Origin of the sequence: Escherichia sp. KTE96 (genome assembly GCF_000408525.1) — a bacterium.
GTDB lineage: Bacteria > Pseudomonadota > Gammaproteobacteria > Enterobacterales > Enterobacteriaceae > Escherichia > Escherichia marmotae.
Map to the genome: position 1 here is coordinate 1,981,525 of NZ_KE137149.1, position 16,944 is coordinate 1,998,468.

At 49.9% G+C, this 16,944-nt stretch carries 16 protein-coding genes; 5 read left to right on the forward strand and 11 right to left on the reverse strand.

What is annotated here, in order from left to right; translation table 11 throughout:
- Positions 1–134: 134 nt before the first annotated feature.
- The 5 genes from glnQ to rhtA all read right to left on the reverse strand — a co-directional run bounded on the left by glnQ (position 135) and on the right by rhtA (position 4,461).
- Positions 135–857, reverse strand: a complete 723-nt coding sequence (glnQ, locus tag A1WG_RS05345; RefSeq protein WP_001516048.1) for a glutamine ABC transporter ATP-binding protein GlnQ — start codon at positions 855–857, stop codon at positions 135–137.
- Complete coding sequence (gene glnP, locus A1WG_RS05340) at positions 854–1,513, reverse strand: glutamine ABC transporter permease GlnP (RefSeq protein WP_001159054.1); 660 nt, start codon at positions 1,511–1,513, stop codon at positions 854–856. The genes glnQ and glnP overlap by 4 nt, the downstream gene beginning before the upstream one ends.
- Positions 1,514–1,621: 108 nt before the next feature.
- Positions 1,622–2,368: a glutamine ABC transporter substrate-binding protein GlnH gene (gene glnH, locus A1WG_RS05335; RefSeq protein ID WP_001516049.1), complete on the reverse strand. Its 747-nt coding sequence runs from the start codon at positions 2,366–2,368 to the stop codon at positions 1,622–1,624.
- 402 nt (positions 2,369–2,770) lie between these two features.
- On the reverse strand, positions 2,771–3,274 hold the full coding sequence (gene dps / locus A1WG_RS05330; protein ID WP_000100800.1) for a DNA starvation/stationary phase protection protein Dps: 504 nt from the start codon (positions 3,272–3,274) through the stop codon (positions 2,771–2,773).
- Between the two features lie 299 nt (positions 3,275–3,573).
- The gene (gene rhtA, locus A1WG_RS05325; protein WP_001119539.1) at positions 3,574–4,461 is read right to left on the reverse strand and encodes a threonine/homoserine exporter RhtA; all 888 of its coding nucleotides are present in this window, start codon (positions 4,459–4,461) and stop codon (positions 3,574–3,576) included.
- A gap of 233 nt (positions 4,462–4,694) precedes the next feature.
- Between rhtA and A1WG_RS24680 the strand changes: the two genes are divergently transcribed.
- Both A1WG_RS24680 and ompX read left to right on the forward strand, forming a co-directional pair.
- Complete coding sequence (locus A1WG_RS24680) at positions 4,695–4,760, forward strand: protein YliM (RefSeq protein WP_120795379.1); 66 nt, start codon at positions 4,695–4,697, stop codon at positions 4,758–4,760.
- A 52-nt stretch (positions 4,761–4,812) separates the two neighbouring features.
- Positions 4,813–5,328, forward strand: coding sequence for an outer membrane protein OmpX (ompX, locus tag A1WG_RS05320; protein WP_001516050.1), 516 nt, complete (start codon positions 4,813–4,815; stop codon positions 5,326–5,328).
- A 49-nt stretch (positions 5,329–5,377) separates the two neighbouring features.
- Here the strand turns inward: ompX and opgE are convergent, their stop codons facing one another.
- Positions 5,378–6,961, reverse strand: coding sequence for a phosphoethanolamine transferase (gene opgE / locus A1WG_RS05315; RefSeq protein WP_001054649.1), 1,584 nt, complete (start codon positions 6,959–6,961; stop codon positions 5,378–5,380).
- A 267-nt stretch (positions 6,962–7,228) separates the two neighbouring features.
- Entirely contained in the window at positions 7,229–7,357 is a 129-nt protein-coding gene (mntS, locus tag A1WG_RS05310; protein WP_001001759.1) for a manganase accumulation protein MntS, read from the reverse strand.
- Positions 7,358–7,542: 185 nt separating this feature from the next.
- On the opposite strand from mntS, the gene mntR reads away from it, so the two are divergent.
- Together mntR and A1WG_RS05300 are read left to right on the forward strand one after the other, a co-directional pair.
- A complete protein-coding gene (gene mntR, locus A1WG_RS05305; RefSeq protein WP_000091026.1) occupies positions 7,543–8,010 on the forward strand; it encodes a manganese-binding transcriptional regulator MntR in 468 nt (155 codons plus the stop codon).
- A complete protein-coding gene (locus A1WG_RS05300) occupies positions 8,007–9,125 on the forward strand; it encodes an anion transporter (protein ID WP_000056401.1) in 1,119 nt (372 codons plus the stop codon). The genes mntR and A1WG_RS05300 overlap by 4 nt, the downstream gene beginning before the upstream one ends.
- A gap of 57 nt (positions 9,126–9,182) precedes the next feature.
- Here A1WG_RS05300 and ldtB read toward each other — a convergent pair whose 3' ends face one another.
- Positions 9,183–10,103, reverse strand: a complete 921-nt coding sequence (gene ldtB, locus A1WG_RS05295; RefSeq protein WP_001056379.1) for a L,D-transpeptidase — start codon at positions 10,101–10,103, stop codon at positions 9,183–9,185.
- Between the two features lie 218 nt (positions 10,104–10,321).
- Between ldtB and A1WG_RS05290 the strand changes: the two genes are divergently transcribed.
- Positions 10,322–11,914, forward strand: a complete 1,593-nt coding sequence (locus A1WG_RS05290) for an ABC-F family ATPase (protein ID WP_000961451.1) — start codon at positions 10,322–10,324, stop codon at positions 11,912–11,914.
- A gap of 221 nt (positions 11,915–12,135) precedes the next feature.
- On the opposite strand, the gene A1WG_RS05285 is transcribed toward A1WG_RS05290, so the two are convergent.
- From A1WG_RS05285 to A1WG_RS05275, 3 genes are all read right to left on the reverse strand, one after another.
- The gene (locus A1WG_RS05285) at positions 12,136–13,395 is read right to left on the reverse strand and encodes a DUF1479 domain-containing protein (protein ID WP_001516052.1); all 1,260 of its coding nucleotides are present in this window, start codon (positions 13,393–13,395) and stop codon (positions 12,136–12,138) included.
- Between the two features lie 150 nt (positions 13,396–13,545).
- Positions 13,546–14,361: a sugar-phosphatase YbiV gene (gene ybiV, locus A1WG_RS05280; protein WP_001516053.1), complete on the reverse strand. Its 816-nt coding sequence runs from the start codon at positions 14,359–14,361 to the stop codon at positions 13,546–13,548.
- A 145-nt stretch (positions 14,362–14,506) separates the two neighbouring features.
- Entirely contained in the window at positions 14,507–16,939 is a 2,433-nt protein-coding gene (locus A1WG_RS05275; protein ID WP_000209339.1) for a glycyl radical protein, read from the reverse strand.
- Positions 16,940–16,944 lie beyond the last annotated feature (5 nt).

Sequence of the window (16,944 nt, forward strand, 5' to 3'; positions counted from 1 at the left end):
AAGCAGGTTGCTGATAACGTGCGGGCTTTTTTGCCGAATGCGGCGTGAACGCTCCTACAAATTTATGCAATTTCAATAAGTTGCTATATATTCTGTAGGACTGATAAGCGTAGCACATCAGGCAATGTGTCTTATTAAGAGACGTGCTGTAAAAATTCCTGCAAACGCTGGCTTGGCGGATTCTTGATCAACACCTGTGGATTGCCATCTTCCGCAATCCGGCCTTTGTCGATAAAGATAAGACGTGAAGCCACTTTTTCGGCAAAACCGATTTCGTGGGTTACGATCACCATCGTCATACCTTCCTCTGCCAGATCCTGCATGACCTTCAGCACTTCATGGCGCAGTTCCGGATCAAGAGCCGATGTCGGTTCATCGAACAACATCATTTTCGGCTTCACCGCCAGCGCACGGGCAATCGCCACACGCTGTTGCTGACCACCAGAAAGCTCGGAAGGGTAGTGATGCGCGCGTTCCGCGAGGCCAACTTTTGCCAGCAGTTCACGCGCCAGTTTTTCCGCCTCTTCTTTGTTTGCACCACGCACGCGCAGCGGGCCAAACATTACGTTTTCAAGCGCAGTCAGGTGCGGGAAGAGGTAAAACTGCTGGAACACCATGCCTGCTTCCTGGCGAATCAGACGCTCGTCAACTTTCGGATCGTTAACCTTCAGGCCATCGACAATCAGATCGCCGGAGGTGATTTCTTCCAGTTTGTTGATGCAGCGCAGCAGGGTCGATTTACCCGAACCGGATGGTCCGATAATCACCACCACTTCGCCCTGGCTAATGTTCAAATCGATATTGTGCAGCACCTGGGTTGGCCCAAAGTGCTTGGAGACGTTTTTAAATTCAATCACAGGATTTTCATCCTTCTTTCCAGACGACGCAGAACAAAGCTCAGCACCAGGGTAATAATCAGATAGAACACCGCAACGGCGCTCCAGATCTCAAGGGCGCGGAAGTTACCGGCAATAATTTCTTGCCCCTGACGGGTCAGTTCCGCCACGCCGATAACAATAAACAGCGAGGTGTCTTTAATGCTGATGATCCACTGGTTGCCCAGTGGCGGCAGCATGCGGCGCAGTGCCAGCGGTAAAATGACGTAGCGAATGGTTTCCCAACGTGAAAGACCGAGCGCCAGTCCTGCTTCACGAAAACCTTTGTGGATTGACAGCACCGCACCACGCGTGATTTCCGCAATGTACGCGCCGGAGTTGATCATGATGGTGACCACCGCCGCAGTAAACGGGTCGATGCGTAAGTCGTTAAACGCCATCGGCAAGGCGAAGTAGATAAACATCACCTGGACGACGATAGGTGTCCCGCGGATCACTTCAATAAAGACCAGCGCGACGTGGTTGGCTATCCAACCACCGAAGGTGCGTGCAAAACCAGCCGCCAGGCCGATCACCAGGCCGCCAGCCAGACCGAGGACAGAAATCCATAGGGTCATTTTGGCGCCTTCAATCAGAAGCGGAATGGCCGGCCAGATGGCACTCCAGTCAAACTGCATATGTTGTTCCTGTTACCGTGGTGTAAATACCCTGAGCCAGAAGACTGGCTGGGCGAAACGCAGGCCCGGTATGCAAAAGGCCACCGGGCCATAAATTAAAGGCAATAATTATTTCGGCTCAGTACCGAACCATTTTTTGTAGATTTCGTTATAAGTTCCGTTCTCGCGCAGGGTTTTCAACGCGCCGTTGACCTTGTCACGCAGTTCGTCGCTACCTTTCGGGAACGCAATACCGTATTGCTGAGCTTCCAGGGAGTCACCTACCGCTTTGAACTGGCCGTTACCGGCGGTTTTGATGAAGTACAGAATGTTTGGTGTATCGTGCAAAACAGCGTCTGCGCGGTTGGTGCCCAGTTCCATATAGGCGTTATCAATATTCGGGAACTGACGTAGATCTTTGGTTTTGATGTTAGTTTTTGCGTAATCAACGGAACCCGTGCCGCTCTTCACTGCAACGACTTTACCGTCGAGATCTTTCACGCTTTTCACATCGTTATTGTTGGCTTTTACCATCACCAACAGGCCGCTTTTGTAGTAGCCGTCAGAGAAATCGATCGCTTTTTTACGCTCGTCGGTAATAGTGATGCCCGCCAGTGCCAGATCGATGTTTTTGGTTTGTAATGCCGGAATAATGCCGCTGAAATCCATCGGTTTCAGTTCGTAATCCAACTTCAGTTCTTTAGCAATTGCCGCCCACAGATCGACATCAAAGCCCACGTATTTGTCGCCCTGTTTAAATTCAAACGGAACGAAAGCGGTATCTGTCGCGACAACTAATTTTTTATCCGCGGCATGAGAAGAAACCGCAAAAGCCAGGGTCAGTGCAGCCAGTGAAACTTTTAATACAGACTTCATAGCATTTCCTTTTTTCTATCCACGGGACGATCCCCTGCGTGACATTCATAAATATGAAAAAATCGTGCCAGTTTTGCAACCCGTTGATTTTTCGAGATGCGACGAAATCTTACTGCACGATCTATGGGGCAATGCCCCCAGATTGCACCATTCTGGGGCACCAAAGTGGTGCGCTAAAATTGTGCAGTCAGCACAATGATCATTTAGCGTAAATCCTGATGAAAAAACAATCTTTATGTAACGATTGTGTGATGTTGTGGATACAAAAAATTTACTTATTCAGCCGGGAACGGTAGATGAATGCACTAAAAAAGTGCATTAAGAAGGGCAGCAAAGCAAAACGGCCTCCTGTCAGGAAGCCGTTTCATTGCGTACTAAAGTTTTGAACCATCAGCGATGGATTTATTCGATGTTAGATTCGATAAACCACAGGAATTTATCCAGGTCGCGGGAAGCGGCGGTCAGAATATCCGCAGTGTCATCATCTTTTGCTTCCCCGATTGCTTTACGTACGTCATTGGCGACAATCGCGTAACGGTCTGCCAGTTCTTTCAGGTGATCCTGAACGTTGTGGATGTCCAGCGGGTAGCTTTTCAGCGGTGTTTTGCTATTGATAACTTGAGTGGTGCCAAGGGCAACGCCGCCCAGTTGTACCGCACGTTCCGCCATGGTATCCAGGTGATCAATCAGGGCTGTACGGAAGCCATCCAGCATTTCATGTACGGCAATGAAGTTAGCGCCGCGCATATTCCAGTGCGCTTGTTTAGTAATCAAAGAAAGATCAATAAACTGGATAACCTGACGATTTAGCAACTCTACTGTTGCTTTCTTCTCGCTGTCAGAGACATCGTTGCGGGTATAAAGCAGATTGGTCGCTTTTGATTTAACTAATTTAGCGGTACTCATAATTTCATATCCTCTTGATGTTATGTCCCAGCAATTAACGGGATTAAGTATAGCACCGGCTATGTATTTCGCTATTGTGGCTGTTCCTATCGCACTAATAGCGGTAATAAACGTGAAAAATAAAATCTGATATAAATTCAGTAAGTTATATGTAATGATAAGAACGATTCTTATTTATTTGTTCATCAGAAGCTTTCGGAATAAATATGCTTTTGTATAACCGGATATATAAGGCCGTAGCAGGTGAAAAAAAGCGGAATATTCTGCATGGTTATGCATAACCATGCAGAATTGTAAATTTAAGTAATATCTAATTCTTCTATTTTGTTCTCTTTGCGTGCTGTCAGCGTGGAGCCCATTGAAGCGGCAATGATAGCGCCGAGTGCCAGAAGCTGTATCGGCGTCAGCATCTCACCGAGGAAAATCATCCCGGAAATGGCGGCCAGCGCCGGTTCCATGCTCATCAGAGTGCCAAATGTTCGCGTCGGCAAACGGGTGAGGGCAATCATCTCCAGCGAGTAGGGCAGAGCGGTCGAGAGGATTGCGACAGCCAAACCCAATGGAACCACTGCCCAGTGCCAGAGAGCCTCTCCTGCCTGTAACGCGCCAATTGGCACGAAAATTAACGCCGCAATCAGCGAGCCAACTGCCACCGTTGCAGGGCCGTGTTCAGCACCCGCACGTTGCCCACTTAATATGTAGATAGCCCAACAAGCACCGGCACCGAGAGCCAGCGCACAGCCGGTTAAATCGACATGGGAAACATCTTGCCCCAGCGGCAGCAGGAACCACAGACCGAGCACTGCCAGCAAAACCCAAACGAAATCTACCGGACGACGCGAGGAGAACAGCGCCACCGCCAGTGGTCCGGTGAACTCCAGCGCAACCGCAATTCCCAGTGGTACGGTCTGAATAGAAAGATAAAAAAGATAGTTCATTCCACCCAGCGATACACCGTAAAACAACAGTGGCAACCGTTGTTCTTTGGCAAAACGCAGCCGCCACGGCTTAAAGAAAGCGATAAGAATCAGTGTCCCCAGAGCAAGACGCAGTGCAGTAACCCCGGGCGCGCCAACCAGTGGAAAAAGAGATTTTGCTAATGAGGCTCCACCCTGAATAGATGCCATGGCAACGAGCAATATTAATATCGGTAACCACACCGGCATTTTACGTAATGACCCTGGCATCATTTCTCCCATAAGTTTGTATAGTAAGGTAAAGCGTGGAGTGTACTGGATATACCACAGGCTGGTTGAGCATTTGTTGAAAAATTTTTCCCCGTTTTGACTAAAATGCGCCAGGATTGATTGACTCATTAGTCTGATGATTAGGAATAATCTGGATGAGTGAGAGTGAAAATATGCGTAATACTTACGCAATTCACTGAAAAAATGATTTAAATTTAGATGGATAGCGGCATGTGGAAACGTTCTGTTACATGAAATGGCCCGTTAGACATCACAAATCGCGAAGAGTTTCCCATTAATTTTTGATATATTTAAAGCTTAGGACTTATTTGAATCACATTTGAGGTGGTTATGAAAAAAATTGCATGTCTTTCAGCACTGGCCGCAGTTCTGGCTTTCACCGCAGGTACTTCCGTAGCTGCTACTTCTACCGTTACTGGTGGTTATGCTCAGAGCGACGCTCAGGGCAAAATGAACAAAATGGGCGGTTTCAACCTGAAATACCGCTATGAAGAAGACAACAGCCCGCTGGGTGTGATCGGTTCTTTCACTTACACTGAAAAAAGTCGTACTAACAGTGCAGGCGATTACAACAAAACCCAGTACTACGGCATCACCGCAGGTCCGGCATACCGTATCAATGACTGGGCGAGCATCTATGGTGTAGTCGGTGTTGGTTACGGTAAATTCCAGGATACTAACTACCCGACCTTCAAACACGACACCAGCGACTACGGCTTCTCCTACGGTGCGGGTCTGCAGTTCAACCCAATCGAAAACGTTGCTCTGGACTTCTCTTACGAGCAGAGCCGTATTCGTAACGTTGACGTAGGCACCTGGATTGCCGGTGTTGGTTACCGCTTCTAATCACTTCGGTGATATAAAAAATCCGCCTCTCGGGGCGGATTTTTTTGTCTCAAGATTTGGGATCGAATATATCGGTTCCGAGATGGTTGTAATCCACCTTCTGTAACTGGAAGTTTGTGATGTATATCGGCCCGGCTTTCTTTTCAGAAATAAACGGGTATTTGATGTTAATTTCCTTCGCTTTTATCCCCGTCCACTGTGAGAAAAAGCCTAAGAAGTCATTGGCTGAACGGCGTGCTTTAATTACCCGATGCGCTTTATCGTCGCTTGAAATGACCATAAAAGGCACCTGGAAATTTTGCTGATATTTATCGTCGTGAGCCAGATACTGGACTTCTTTACCGCGTTCCTTAAAGGCCAGACCGTGGTCAGAAAAGTAAACCATAGAGAAACTGTTACCGCTGTTGCGTAACTGGTCATAAAGTTTGCGCAGTAAGTCGTCCGTTTGCGTCATGGTGTAGAGATAGCATGACGTTTCTTTCGATTGTACGAAGGTTTCGTATTTGCCTTGTGTCCGGTCGCAGGCCTGCGGATGTGAGCCCATCAGATGTAAAACAATCAGTTGCGGTTGCGAGTGTTCTTCCGCCAACACCTGAGCGGTCATTTGCAGCAACGCTTCGTCTTTGGTGTTCTTATCGGCTTCAAAATTCCCTTCTTTCAGGAAGTACACTTCATCCGCACGTTTGGCGATGCTGGCGATGGCGGTATCGTATTCACCAATTTGTCCCTGATTGGAAAACCACCATGTCTGAAAACCCGCGCGGTTGGCAAGGGTGACAAAGTTATCCTGAAACTGTGGCTTGCCATCGACCACGCGGTTAAGCGTTAAGCCGAGCGATTTTTGCGTGGAACCACTGGCGGCAATGTAATCAGCAAAAATCAGGCCGTTAACGCTGCTGGCAAACGGGGTGTTGTTCCAGTGGCCGCCAAAGGCACCAAGCGCGTCGCGCCGCGCACTTTCACCGATCACCACCACATAAGTGTGGTATTTCGGCTTAACTGCCGTAATCGTCCAGGTGTCTTTCATCCCGGAAAGTTTCGCCATCCGTTCTTGCTCTTCAATTACCTCGTTATTGTTAACGATGACATCCTTAGCAAAACGAAATACCGGATAGCCAGTATCTTTCAGTTTAAATACGCCGCCCCAGGCCAGGTTTTGAACCGGAGCGACAAAAAATGTCGCCACACTGAATACCAGGCACAGGCTGTCGAATTTATTCCAGCGCGCTTTTTCACTCTCTTTTTTTCGCCGGACAGCAATCACGCCGAGCGCAAAAATAAATAAGCCGACCAGATAGCTGTACCACGGAAAAATCGTCAGGATTTCAGTCGACTCTTCCATATTTGTGGAGTGCAATGCCAGCAATGTATTGAAGTTAGGCGCGCCGTAGGCCTGAGCAAAGGGGAAATAACAAGCTGCCACTAACGAACTGACGCCGATCAGGACTTTTTGCACGCGAGGCAATGTCCGCCATAGCAAAAGCAAAATAGCCGTAAACGCGGCGGTGTAGAGCAAACTGAAGGGATAGCCTAAGCCGAGATTAATTAATAGCGACTGTAAAAAGTAGAACGCAGTCCACGGGCTAAATACCCGGCTACGGGTAACAAGCGATTCTTTGAGGGTTAAATTCATATGCCACTATCGTAACAAACGCCATGTGCTCACCCTGGCGTCAAGGGTCAATACCTGCAAGAGTGCGAGAAGAGAGTGGAGTGGTCCGCATCCGCGAGCCGCAATATACGCAGGGCTGCAAGAAGATAGAGCGAGCCGCCGCTCAGGTCAACTACTGACGAAAAAATCTTTTGCGAAGAGGATAGCAAATCCGACAAAAAGTGGGGTTTTTCAAGCCAAACAATGTTTCTGCTAAAAGCTGGAGTGAAGCGGCGTACCGCGACGCCGCTATTTATTGGAGGGTTTATCTTGCTGCGGTTTGTTGTTGACCATATCGCACAACATCGAGAGCAGCATTAACCGCACTTTAAAGGGGGAGTAACTAAACACGCGTATACACCTCTTGAACTCATTCATAAGACCTCCTGACTTGCTAATCCCGTCGATCCATGAGGGATGATTGCATTACATACAGATATAGCACAGGCTATATTATATAGCTATTGCTAAAACGTTAAATTTTTGTGCCTTCACAACTCTGGTTTACAATGTGCGCACGAAATGAGAGCGCTATATATGTGTCACCATAATGAGGAAGCACAATGAGTCGTCGCGCAGGTACGCCAACAGTAAAAAAAGTGACGCAGTTAGTGAACGTGGAAGAGCACGTTGAAGGGTTTCGCCAGGTCAGAGAGGCACATCGTCGCGAGCTTATCGACGATTACGTTGAGCTGATTTCTGATTTGATTAGAGAAGTGGGAGAAGCACGTCAGGTTGATATGGCCGCCCGTCTGGGCGTCTCTCAACCGACGGTGGCTAAAATGCTCAAGCGGCTGGCAACAATGGGGCTAATTGAAATGATCCCCTGGCGAGGCGTGTTTTTGACTGCGGAAGGGGAAAAGCTAGCGCAGGAAAGCCGTGAGCGGCATCAGATTGTCGAAAATTTCTTGCTGGTGTTGGGCGTCAGCCCGGAAATCGCCCGTCGTGACGCGGAAGGTATGGAACACCATGTCAGTGAAGAGACGCTGGACGCCTTTCGTTTGTTTACCCAGAAACACGGTGCCAAATGAGCCTGCCTTTTTTACGCACGATACAAGGCGATCGCTTTTTTCAGTTATTAATTCTTGTTGGCATCGGATTAAGTTTTTTCGTTCCTTTCGCACCAAAGTCCTGGCCTGGCGCTATCGACTGGCACACCATCATCACCTTAAGTGGCCTGATGCTGCTGACCAAAGGTGTGGAGTTAAGCGGTTATTTTGATGTGCTGGGGCGTAAAATGGTGCGCCGTTTTGCCACTGAACGTCGACTGGCAATGTTTATGGTGCTGGCGGCGGCGCTACTTTCTACGTTTCTGACCAACGATGTTGCGCTGTTCATTGTTGTTCCGCTGACCATTACGCTAAAGAGACTGTGTGAGATCCCGGTTAATCGGTTGATTATATTCGAGGCGCTGGCGGTGAATGCCGGATCGCTGCTGACGCCGATAGGCAACCCGCAAAATATTCTTATCTGGGGACGCTCTGGCCTTTCGTTCGCCGGTTTTATTGCACAAATGGCACCGCTGGCTGGCGTGATGATGCTGACACTATTGCTGCTGTGCTGGTGTTGTTTCCCTGGAAGGGCGTTGCAGTATCATACTGGTACGCAAACGCCGGAGTGGAAGCCGCGACTGGTGTGGAGTTGTCTGGGACTGTATATCGTTTTTCTTACGGCGCTTGAGTTGAAACAAGAGCTATGGGGGCTGGTGATTGTAGCAGCGGGATTTGCGCTGCTGGCACGTCGCGTGGTGTTGAGTGTGGACTGGACGCTGCTGCTGGTGTTTATGGCGATGTTTATCGACGTCCATTTGCTGACCCAACTTCCAGCTTTACAGGGCGTGTTGAGTCACGTGAGCTATTTATCCGAACCCGGATTATGGCTAACGGCAATTGGTTTATCGCAGGTGATCAGTAATGTGCCGGGCACAATTTTGCTGCTGAACTATGTGCCGCCGTCGTTGTTACTGGCCTGGGCGGTAAATGTCGGGGGTTTTGGTTTGTTACCGGGATCGCTGGCAAATTTGATTGCACTGCGTATGGCGAACGATCATCGTATCTGGTGGCGTTTCCATCTCTATTCGATACCAATGCTGTTGTGGGCGGCGCTGGTAGGATACGTTTTGTTAGTTATGCTCCCGGTTGGATAAGCGCTGGAAAATAAAAAAGGCGGATTATCAGTCCGCCTTTTGCTTAAGTTTTGAAGATTAATTCAGACGAACTGGCATCCCGGAACGGTTTTGAATAGCCTGGTCCAGAACCGCCTGATCAACATCTGGCTGACCGGTCACGGTCTGTACGCTCTTCGTCAGGGTAATTGGTACAATTTCCTGACCTTCAAACTGAGCTTCGGTCGTAGACAGCGGGTTATGGACTTCAATATAACGGCTGCCGTCTGGCTCGGTGGTCGCTTTCACTGGTTCATCAATAAACTGTACGCGCGTACCAACAGGCACTTTCTCGAACAGGAATTTGATATCTTCGTTACGCAGACGCACACAACCGTGGCTTACACGCAGGCCGATACCAAAGTTGGCGTTGGTGCCGTGGATAGCGTACAGGCGACCGATGTACAGAGCGTACAGCCCCATTGGGTTATCCGGACCAGCCGGAACAACAGCCGGAAGCGGTTCGCCTGCTGCACGGTATTCCGCATGCATTTTGGCGGTCGGTGTCCAGGTCGGGCCGGCTTTCTTACGTTCTACTTTGGTGGTCCAGTTGATAGGCGTGTCTTTACCTAACTGACCAATCCCGATCGGCAGCACGATAACGGTGTTAGTCCCTTTCGGATAGTAATACAGACGCATCTCTGCGCTGTTAATTACAATACCTTCATGAACCGTGTCTGGCAGGATCAGTTGCTGCGGAATGTTCAAGACGGTGCCGCCTTTCGGCAGGAAGGTATCCACACCAGGGTTCGCTTCCATCATATTGGAAAGCCCCATCTGATACTCGGCCGCAAAATACTCCAGCGGCTGGGTATTGCCTTCTGGAATGGTGATCACCTGATTCTGACCAACCAGGCGACTCCCGTCGGTTGGCAGAGGATAAGTTACCGCTGACGCGGTACTGCAAAAGCCGACAACAGCGAAGGCCGCTGCGAATAACGTTTTCAATTTCATATTCATGTTAAGCGAGATTTCGTGCCTGGCAGGCCATTAGGTTGAGAATATTAGAGTATTGGAAGCGCATTATATGTTCATTCCTGCTAACAGTGAAATCAGATGTGTACGAAATCACATTTTTTGCCTTTGGGAAGAGTGTAGACCTTAAGCGGCGAGCGGGATCTTCTTTCAGACTTATGGCATAATACGCGGTTTGTCATATCTCTTTTCAGGATACGCCTGTGTTAGTTTCCAGTAACGTCACCATGCAGTTCGGCAGTAAGCCGTTGTTTGAAAACATTTCCGTCAAATTTGGCGGCGGCAACCGTTACGGCCTGATTGGCGCGAACGGTAGTGGTAAATCCACCTTTATGAAGATCCTCGGCGGCGACTTAGAGCCGACGCTGGGCAACGTTTCCCTCGATCCCAACGAGCGCATTGGTAAACTGCGCCAGGATCAATTTGCCTTTGAAGAGTTCACCGTGCTGGATACGGTGATCATGGGGCATAAAGAGTTGTGGGAAGTGAAACAGGAGCGCGACCGCATCTATGCTTTGCCGGAAATGAGCGAAGAAGATGGCTACAAAGTTGCCGATCTGGAAGTGAAATACGGCGAAATGGACGGTTACTCTGCGGAAGCACGCGCCGGTGAGCTGCTGCTTGGCGTGGGTATTCCAGTGGAGCAACACTACGGTCCAATGAGCGAAGTGGCTCCAGGCTGGAAACTGCGTGTGTTGCTGGCGCAGGCGCTGTTTGCCGATCCGGATATTCTCCTGCTCGACGAACCAACCAACAACCTGGACATCGATACCATTCGTTGGCTGGAGCAGGTGCTGAACGAGCGTGACAGCACCATGATCATCATTTCGCACGACCGTCACTTCCTCAATATGGTCTGTACGCACATGGCGGATTTGGATTACGGTGAGCTGCGCGTTTATCCGGGTAACTACGATGAGTACATGACGGCGGCGACCCAGGCACGCGAACGCCTGCTGGCTGATAACGCCAAGAAGAAAGCGCAGATTGCCGAGTTGCAGTCCTTTGTAAGCCGCTTTAGCGCCAACGCGTCGAAATCTCGTCAGGCGACTTCACGTGCGCGTCAGATTGATAAAATCAAACTGGAAGAGGTGAAAGCCTCCAGCCGTCAGAACCCGTTCATTCGTTTTGAGCAGGATAAGAAGCTGTTCCGTAATGCGCTGGAAGTAGAAGGCCTGACTAAAGGGTTTGATAACGGTCCGCTGTTTAAAAATATCAACCTGCTGCTGGAAGTGGGTGAAAAGCTGGCAGTACTCGGCACCAATGGCGTCGGTAAATCGACCCTGCTGAAAACGCTGGTAGGGGATCTGGAACCGGACAATGGTACTGTAAAATGGTCAGAAAATGCGCGTATTGGTTACTACGCACAGGATCATGAATATGAGTTCGATAATGATCTGACCGTGTTTGAATGGATGAGCCAGTGGAAACAGGAAGGCGATGACGAGCAGGCGGTACGCAGCATTCTCGGTCGTTTGTTGTTCAGCCAGGACGACATCAAAAAGCCTGCTAAAGTACTTTCCGGTGGTGAAAAAGGCCGTATGTTGTTTGGTAAGTTAATGATGCAGAAACCGAATATTCTGATTATGGACGAACCGACCAACCACCTGGATATGGAATCCATCGAGTCGCTGAACATGGCACTGGAACTGTATCAGGGCACGCTGATCTTTGTTTCTCACGACCGTGAGTTCGTAAGCTCCCTGGCGACCCGTATTCTGGAAATCACTCCGGAACGCGTGATCGACTTTAGCGGCAACTACGAAGATTATCTGCGTAGCAGAGGGATCGAGTAAGTTATTGCCCGTCACCCCGATACAGTCGGGGTGACGGCGGCTGAGGATAAACGCAAGATTGCCTGATGCGCTACGCTTATCAGGCCTACGCAGTCCCTGCAATATATTGAATCTGCAAGATTTTGTAGGTCGCATCCGGCATTAACAAAGCGCACGTTGTCAGCTCTCTGAGTAACATCGAACCGACTTCCTTAACCTCACTTCCACTAATCTATCAACTTTCACACGTCCATGCCCAGCGCGCGTTTACCGTGAACGTTCAGATCCTCCAGCGTAAAGCGGCCTTCCCAGTTTGCTTCATAATCTTCACGTGGGAAGTCACCCGGCGAGACGCCTTTTTCCAGTGCCTTTCTGACCTTGTGCGCATAAGCCCGGTTTTTCTCGCACATCGGCGCGGCGGGAATATACATCACGTTCCCCCAGCCTTGTTGATTGTCTACCGACGCGACGGAGTGAATCACATCGCAGTGCCACCAGACGGAATCCCCCGCTGTTATTGCCGGAATTGACGTGAGTGCTTTTATCAACAATGGGTGCCATTTCTCTGAAATTGGCAGAACCTTACCAGGCGCGACACCGCACAGCTCGTCGTCTGGTACGTCATCCAGTAACGGACGCAGTAAAACGTATGCCATCGCTTCCGGGATTGGCACCACATGTAATAATCCCTGGCCAGGCAACATATCGGAGAGCGCCGTCCAGCCCTGAAACGTGCGGAACACCGAACATTTGGTGGTGTTATCTACGGTGTATTCTTCTACATCGGTACGATGCGCAGCATCCCACGGATCATAATCATCAAAATTACCGTTGAAAACATTGGCAAAAACGCGCTGATAAGCGGGTAATAGCCAGCGTTCCAGAGCACCAGAGTCGGTGTGTGCGCCCAGACCTTTGGACGTCGTGCCTGGTGGGCGACGGCGAATTCTGTCCGGATAAATCACGCTGACATCGGGATCAAACCATTGTTTGCCGTTGCTTTCAGATTTCCACAGGCGGTTAAGGAAAGATTGAACCGCAGACATATTGTCGCTCTGCCGCGCTTGCATCTGCGCCTGTGACCAGTAAATGGGATAGATTTCGGGGCGAGAAGCCTCCAGCGAACCGAAAAAACTGTCGCCAGGACCTCTATATACATCATCAAAGTGATTGGCATCAAGGTAGTCGAGCATTGCGCGATCCCACGCCAGCGCCTGCTCACGAGGGAAATGGCCTTTTATTACCGCACAACCGCGGCGCTTAATTTCATTGCGAGTGACATTGTTTACTGTACCGGCTGCAATATCCCTATAAGAGATCTCCGGCCAAACCGGCAATCCTTGTGCTTTCAGGGCATCTATTTCTGCTACACGCGCTTCGATTTTTGCTGAGAGTTTATCGAAGACATGTTGCACATCACCGATCTGCTGTCGCAGCTCCGCTTTCATCTTACGGATAGCCGCTTTCGTATCTGTTGGCAGTGTCTCACAGGTAAAAGTCATATCAACCTCGCATCTTTCATTCGAAAGTAAAAATGATTACGATTGATACTTTAAGTTAAAAATAAGTTAACTCAAGATAAAAATCTTGAGTCACTGCACAAAGCGAGAAAAAAGAGAGAGGCCGGAGGGGGCGCTCCGGCCAGGGGAAGATTACTTATTGAAAGGATCTGTGTTATCCAGCACCGCCTGAATCACATTCAGCGCGCCGTCATGATTATTATCATCGGTAGTGTAACGGGCGATGTGTTTAATGTTTTCCGCTGCATTGCCCATCGCAAAAGAATAACGCGCCATTTTCAGCATCTCTGCGTCGTTACCGCTGTCGCCAATTGCCACCACATTTTGCGGCGACAGATCCCAGCGTTTCAGTAACCGTGAAATGCCGTTCGCTTTATGCAGGCCGGGAATAATCAGGTCGATAAACCCAAAGCCACTGGTAACGGGTTTCATTATGCCGTCGAGTGCAACGTGCAGTTTGTCAACTACCAGCGGGATCTGCTCATCCGGCAGGTTAAGTGAAAACTTGAACAGAACATCATCAATGTCCTGATAATCTTTTACCGGTTTCAGGCGATGGTAGTGTTTTGCCATCAATGCAACGAATGATTCAGGGGCATTTTCACTGATGTATGCACTTTGCAGACCGCAGGCAACAAAATTGAGCTGTTTATCTTTCAGTAGTTCACCAATGACAATTCGAGATTCATGCGGGGTCAGTTCGCCGTGGAACAACTGCTTGCCATGTTCGTAGACCAGCGCGCCATTTTCCGCGACAAAAGAGATCTCATTCTTTAGCTCAGGAAAGAAGAAAATGAGCTGGTAATACTGGTTACCGCTGGCGACAACGAACTCGATGCCGCGCTTTTTCAGCTCCTGATATTGCGCCATAAAACGTGCCCGATTGTACGTTTTGGCATCGTTAAGAAAAGTACCGTCCATGTCTGTGACGATAACTTTTACGCTCATATGTGTGCTCCTGGCTCAAAAATGAAACCGTAACAGTGTAATAACAATGTGACGTGGAGCACAAATTATATTTCGAATGAAAGTAAGGGAGAATTGATTATGTGAATGATTTAGCCCGGTAACGACGGCTACCGGGCGGAGAGGACTACAGCATATGTTCGGTACGGGCGATGATATCGTCCTGAGCGTCAGGAGAGAGCGCGGTGAAGAAGGCGGAATAGCCTGCTACACGTACCACCAGATCGCGATACTGATCAGGATGTTTTTTTGCTTCCAGCAGTGTTTCGCGGGAAACGATGTTGTACTGAATATGCCAGCCTTTATGCACTTCGAAGAAGGTACGCAGCAGAACCATCAGCTTCTGCTTGTCGGACTCGTTCTCCAGTGTCGCCGGATTCAGTTTCTGGTTGAGCAGTACACCACCGAGAATCGACGCCGTAGGCAGTTTACCTACCGAACCAATCACCGCCGTTGGGCCGAGGTGGTCGGTGCCGGAGGCCGGGCTTGCACCTTCCGCCAGAGGCGTATGTGCTTTACGCCCATCCGGTGTCGCCATCGTCTGTGCACCAAACGGTACGTTCGCGGAGATAGACGACGTACCTGCGTAATAGTTACCGCCAACCGGGCCACGACCGTAGCGCGGATTATGGTACTGCTTCAGTTCATCGATATAGGTCTGATAAGCGCGAGCCAGCAGTGTATCGACGGTATCATCGTCGTTGCCGTACTTCGGCGCGCCATTAATCAGACGCTGACGCAGTTGCTCGTGAGTCAGCCCTTCAAAGTCATCCGCCAGCGCGGCAGCAAGCTGTTGCTGACCAATCGCGCCTTGTTCAAACACCAGTTTTTTCACAGCGGCCAGGCTGTTACCCAGGTTGGCAATACCGACCTGTAAGCCAGAAACCCAGTCATATTTCGCGCCGCCTTGCTTAATACTTTTCGCTCGCTCAATGCAGTCATCCACCAGCGCCGAGCAGAGAATATCGTGTACGTTCTCTTCCAGCATGGTGTCGACGACATATTCGATTTCGATCGATTTGCGCGTGTAGTAACGGATTTGTGTATCCCACGCGTCCATGACTTCATCGAAGTTGTTGAAGTTACCCGCTGACAACGCTTTTTCTTGTGGCAGGAACACTTTGCCGCTGGTGGCATCACGACCACCTTCCAGCGCCGCCAGCATTACGCGGGCGAAGTTGATAAAGCTCATGCCGGTGCAGCGATAGCCCCATTTGCCGCCGACGGCAGTTTCGATACAGCCAATTGCCGCGTAATCGTAAGCGTCCTTCGGTTCAATACCGAGTTTAATAAATTCCGGGATCACGATTTCATCGTTGTTAAATGCCGGCATCCCGAAGCCACAGCGGATCACTTGCACGCAGGCATCGAGGAAATCGTTACTCATTCCCGCGTGGTAACGCACGCTGAGGTTAGGCTGAGTTGAACGCAGGCGACCACAGGATTCGAGGATTGCGTAGGAGAGCGGATTCACCGCATCCATCGGCTGACCATCAACCAGGTTTTGCCCACCGATGGTGACGTTCTGATACAGCGGGCTACCGGCAGAGGCTTTGGAGTGCGAACCGGAGCGGATTTTGTTCACTTCCAGCAACTTCAGCCAGCAGCTATGCAGCATCTCAATGGCGTGTTCACGATCCAGCGTCTGGTTGAGTTCAACGTCGCGACGATAGTACGGATAGAGATACTGATCCATACGACCAAACGATACCGAGTGACCGTTGGATTCGATCTGCAAAATCAACTGGATGAAATAGCATAATTGCAGCGCTTGCCAGAAAGTCTGCGGTGGCTGGTGGGCGATGAGATCGCAGTTTTCGGCCATTGCCAGCAGTTCATCGCGACGGCTTTCGCGGGTTTCGGTGGCTGCCATTTCACGCGCCAGGGCGGCGAAACGTTCAATGTGTTCACTGACTGCCACCAGCACGATATCAATGGCTTTCAGGAATTGCTCGCCGTGCAAATCTTCCAGTACCGTCAGGTTAATACGCGAGCGGCGCTCCGCCACTTTTTCGCGCAGACCATCAAGCCCTTTTTCCAGCAGCAGCGGGAAATTGACCGCCAGGTGCGCATCGCCGGAGGTCATATTGCCTTCCGCTTTAATGATGCCGGTTGCCAGCAGGCCTTTTTGCTCATCGGTAAACATGCCATAGCAGCGATCCTGTACGGTTTGACCGCGCCACCACGGGCAGACTTCATGTAGAACACGTTTGTTCTCTTCGCTCACCGCAAAACCAGCGCCGGGACGATCCGCCAGATCATCAATCTCTTTTTCGATCCACGACACGGTATATTCCGGGAAGATCGGCGCGGCGCGGACTTCGCTTGCCTGGTTGCCGATGATCAACTCATCGTGTTTGATCCAGATGGTGCGATTAGCCAGGTGATGCGCCAGCGCCAGCGCGCGACGAACCGGGATTGGCTTATCGAGATGTTGTTGATACATCTCGGTATAGTGCTGTGCGCGCTCGGTACAAACCGGTGGTTTCACAATATGTACCAGCGCATTTTTGTGCGCTTTAATGCGGTCGCTGAGCGTATCCAGTTTCAGTGTTGTCATGATTG

Coding starts and splice junctions, on each gene's coding strand:
- glnP (WP_001159054.1), bottom strand. CDS start 1,513: ATGCAGTTTGACTGGAGTGCCATCTGGCCGGCCATTCCGCTTCTGATT.
- glnH (WP_001516049.1), bottom strand. CDS start 2,368: ATGAAGTCTGTATTAAAAGTTTCACTGGCTGCACTGACCCTGGCTTTT.
- dps (WP_000100800.1), bottom strand. CDS start 3,274: ATGAGTACCGCTAAATTAGTTAAATCAAAAGCGACCAATCTGCTTTAT.
- rhtA (WP_001119539.1), bottom strand. CDS start 4,461: ATGCCAGGGTCATTACGTAAAATGCCGGTGTGGTTACCGATATTAATA.
- ompX (WP_001516050.1), top strand. CDS start 4,813: ATGAAAAAAATTGCATGTCTTTCAGCACTGGCCGCAGTTCTGGCTTTC.
- opgE (WP_001054649.1), bottom strand. CDS start 6,961: ATGAATTTAACCCTCAAAGAATCGCTTGTTACCCGTAGCCGGGTATTT.
- mntS (WP_001001759.1), bottom strand. CDS start 7,357: ATGAATGAGTTCAAGAGGTGTATACGCGTGTTTAGTTACTCCCCCTTT.
- mntR (WP_000091026.1), top strand. CDS start 7,543: ATGAGTCGTCGCGCAGGTACGCCAACAGTAAAAAAAGTGACGCAGTTA.
- A1WG_RS05300 (WP_000056401.1), top strand. CDS start 8,007: ATGAGCCTGCCTTTTTTACGCACGATACAAGGCGATCGCTTTTTTCAG.
- ldtB (WP_001056379.1), bottom strand. CDS start 10,103: ATGAATATGAAATTGAAAACGTTATTCGCAGCGGCCTTCGCTGTTGTC.
- A1WG_RS05285 (WP_001516052.1), bottom strand. CDS start 13,395: ATGACTTTTACCTGTGAGACACTGCCAACAGATACGAAAGCGGCTATC.
- ybiV (WP_001516053.1), bottom strand. CDS start 14,361: ATGAGCGTAAAAGTTATCGTCACAGACATGGACGGTACTTTTCTTAAC.
- A1WG_RS05275 (WP_000209339.1), bottom strand. CDS start 16,939: ATGACAACACTGAAACTGGATACGCTCAGCGACCGCATTAAAGCGCAC.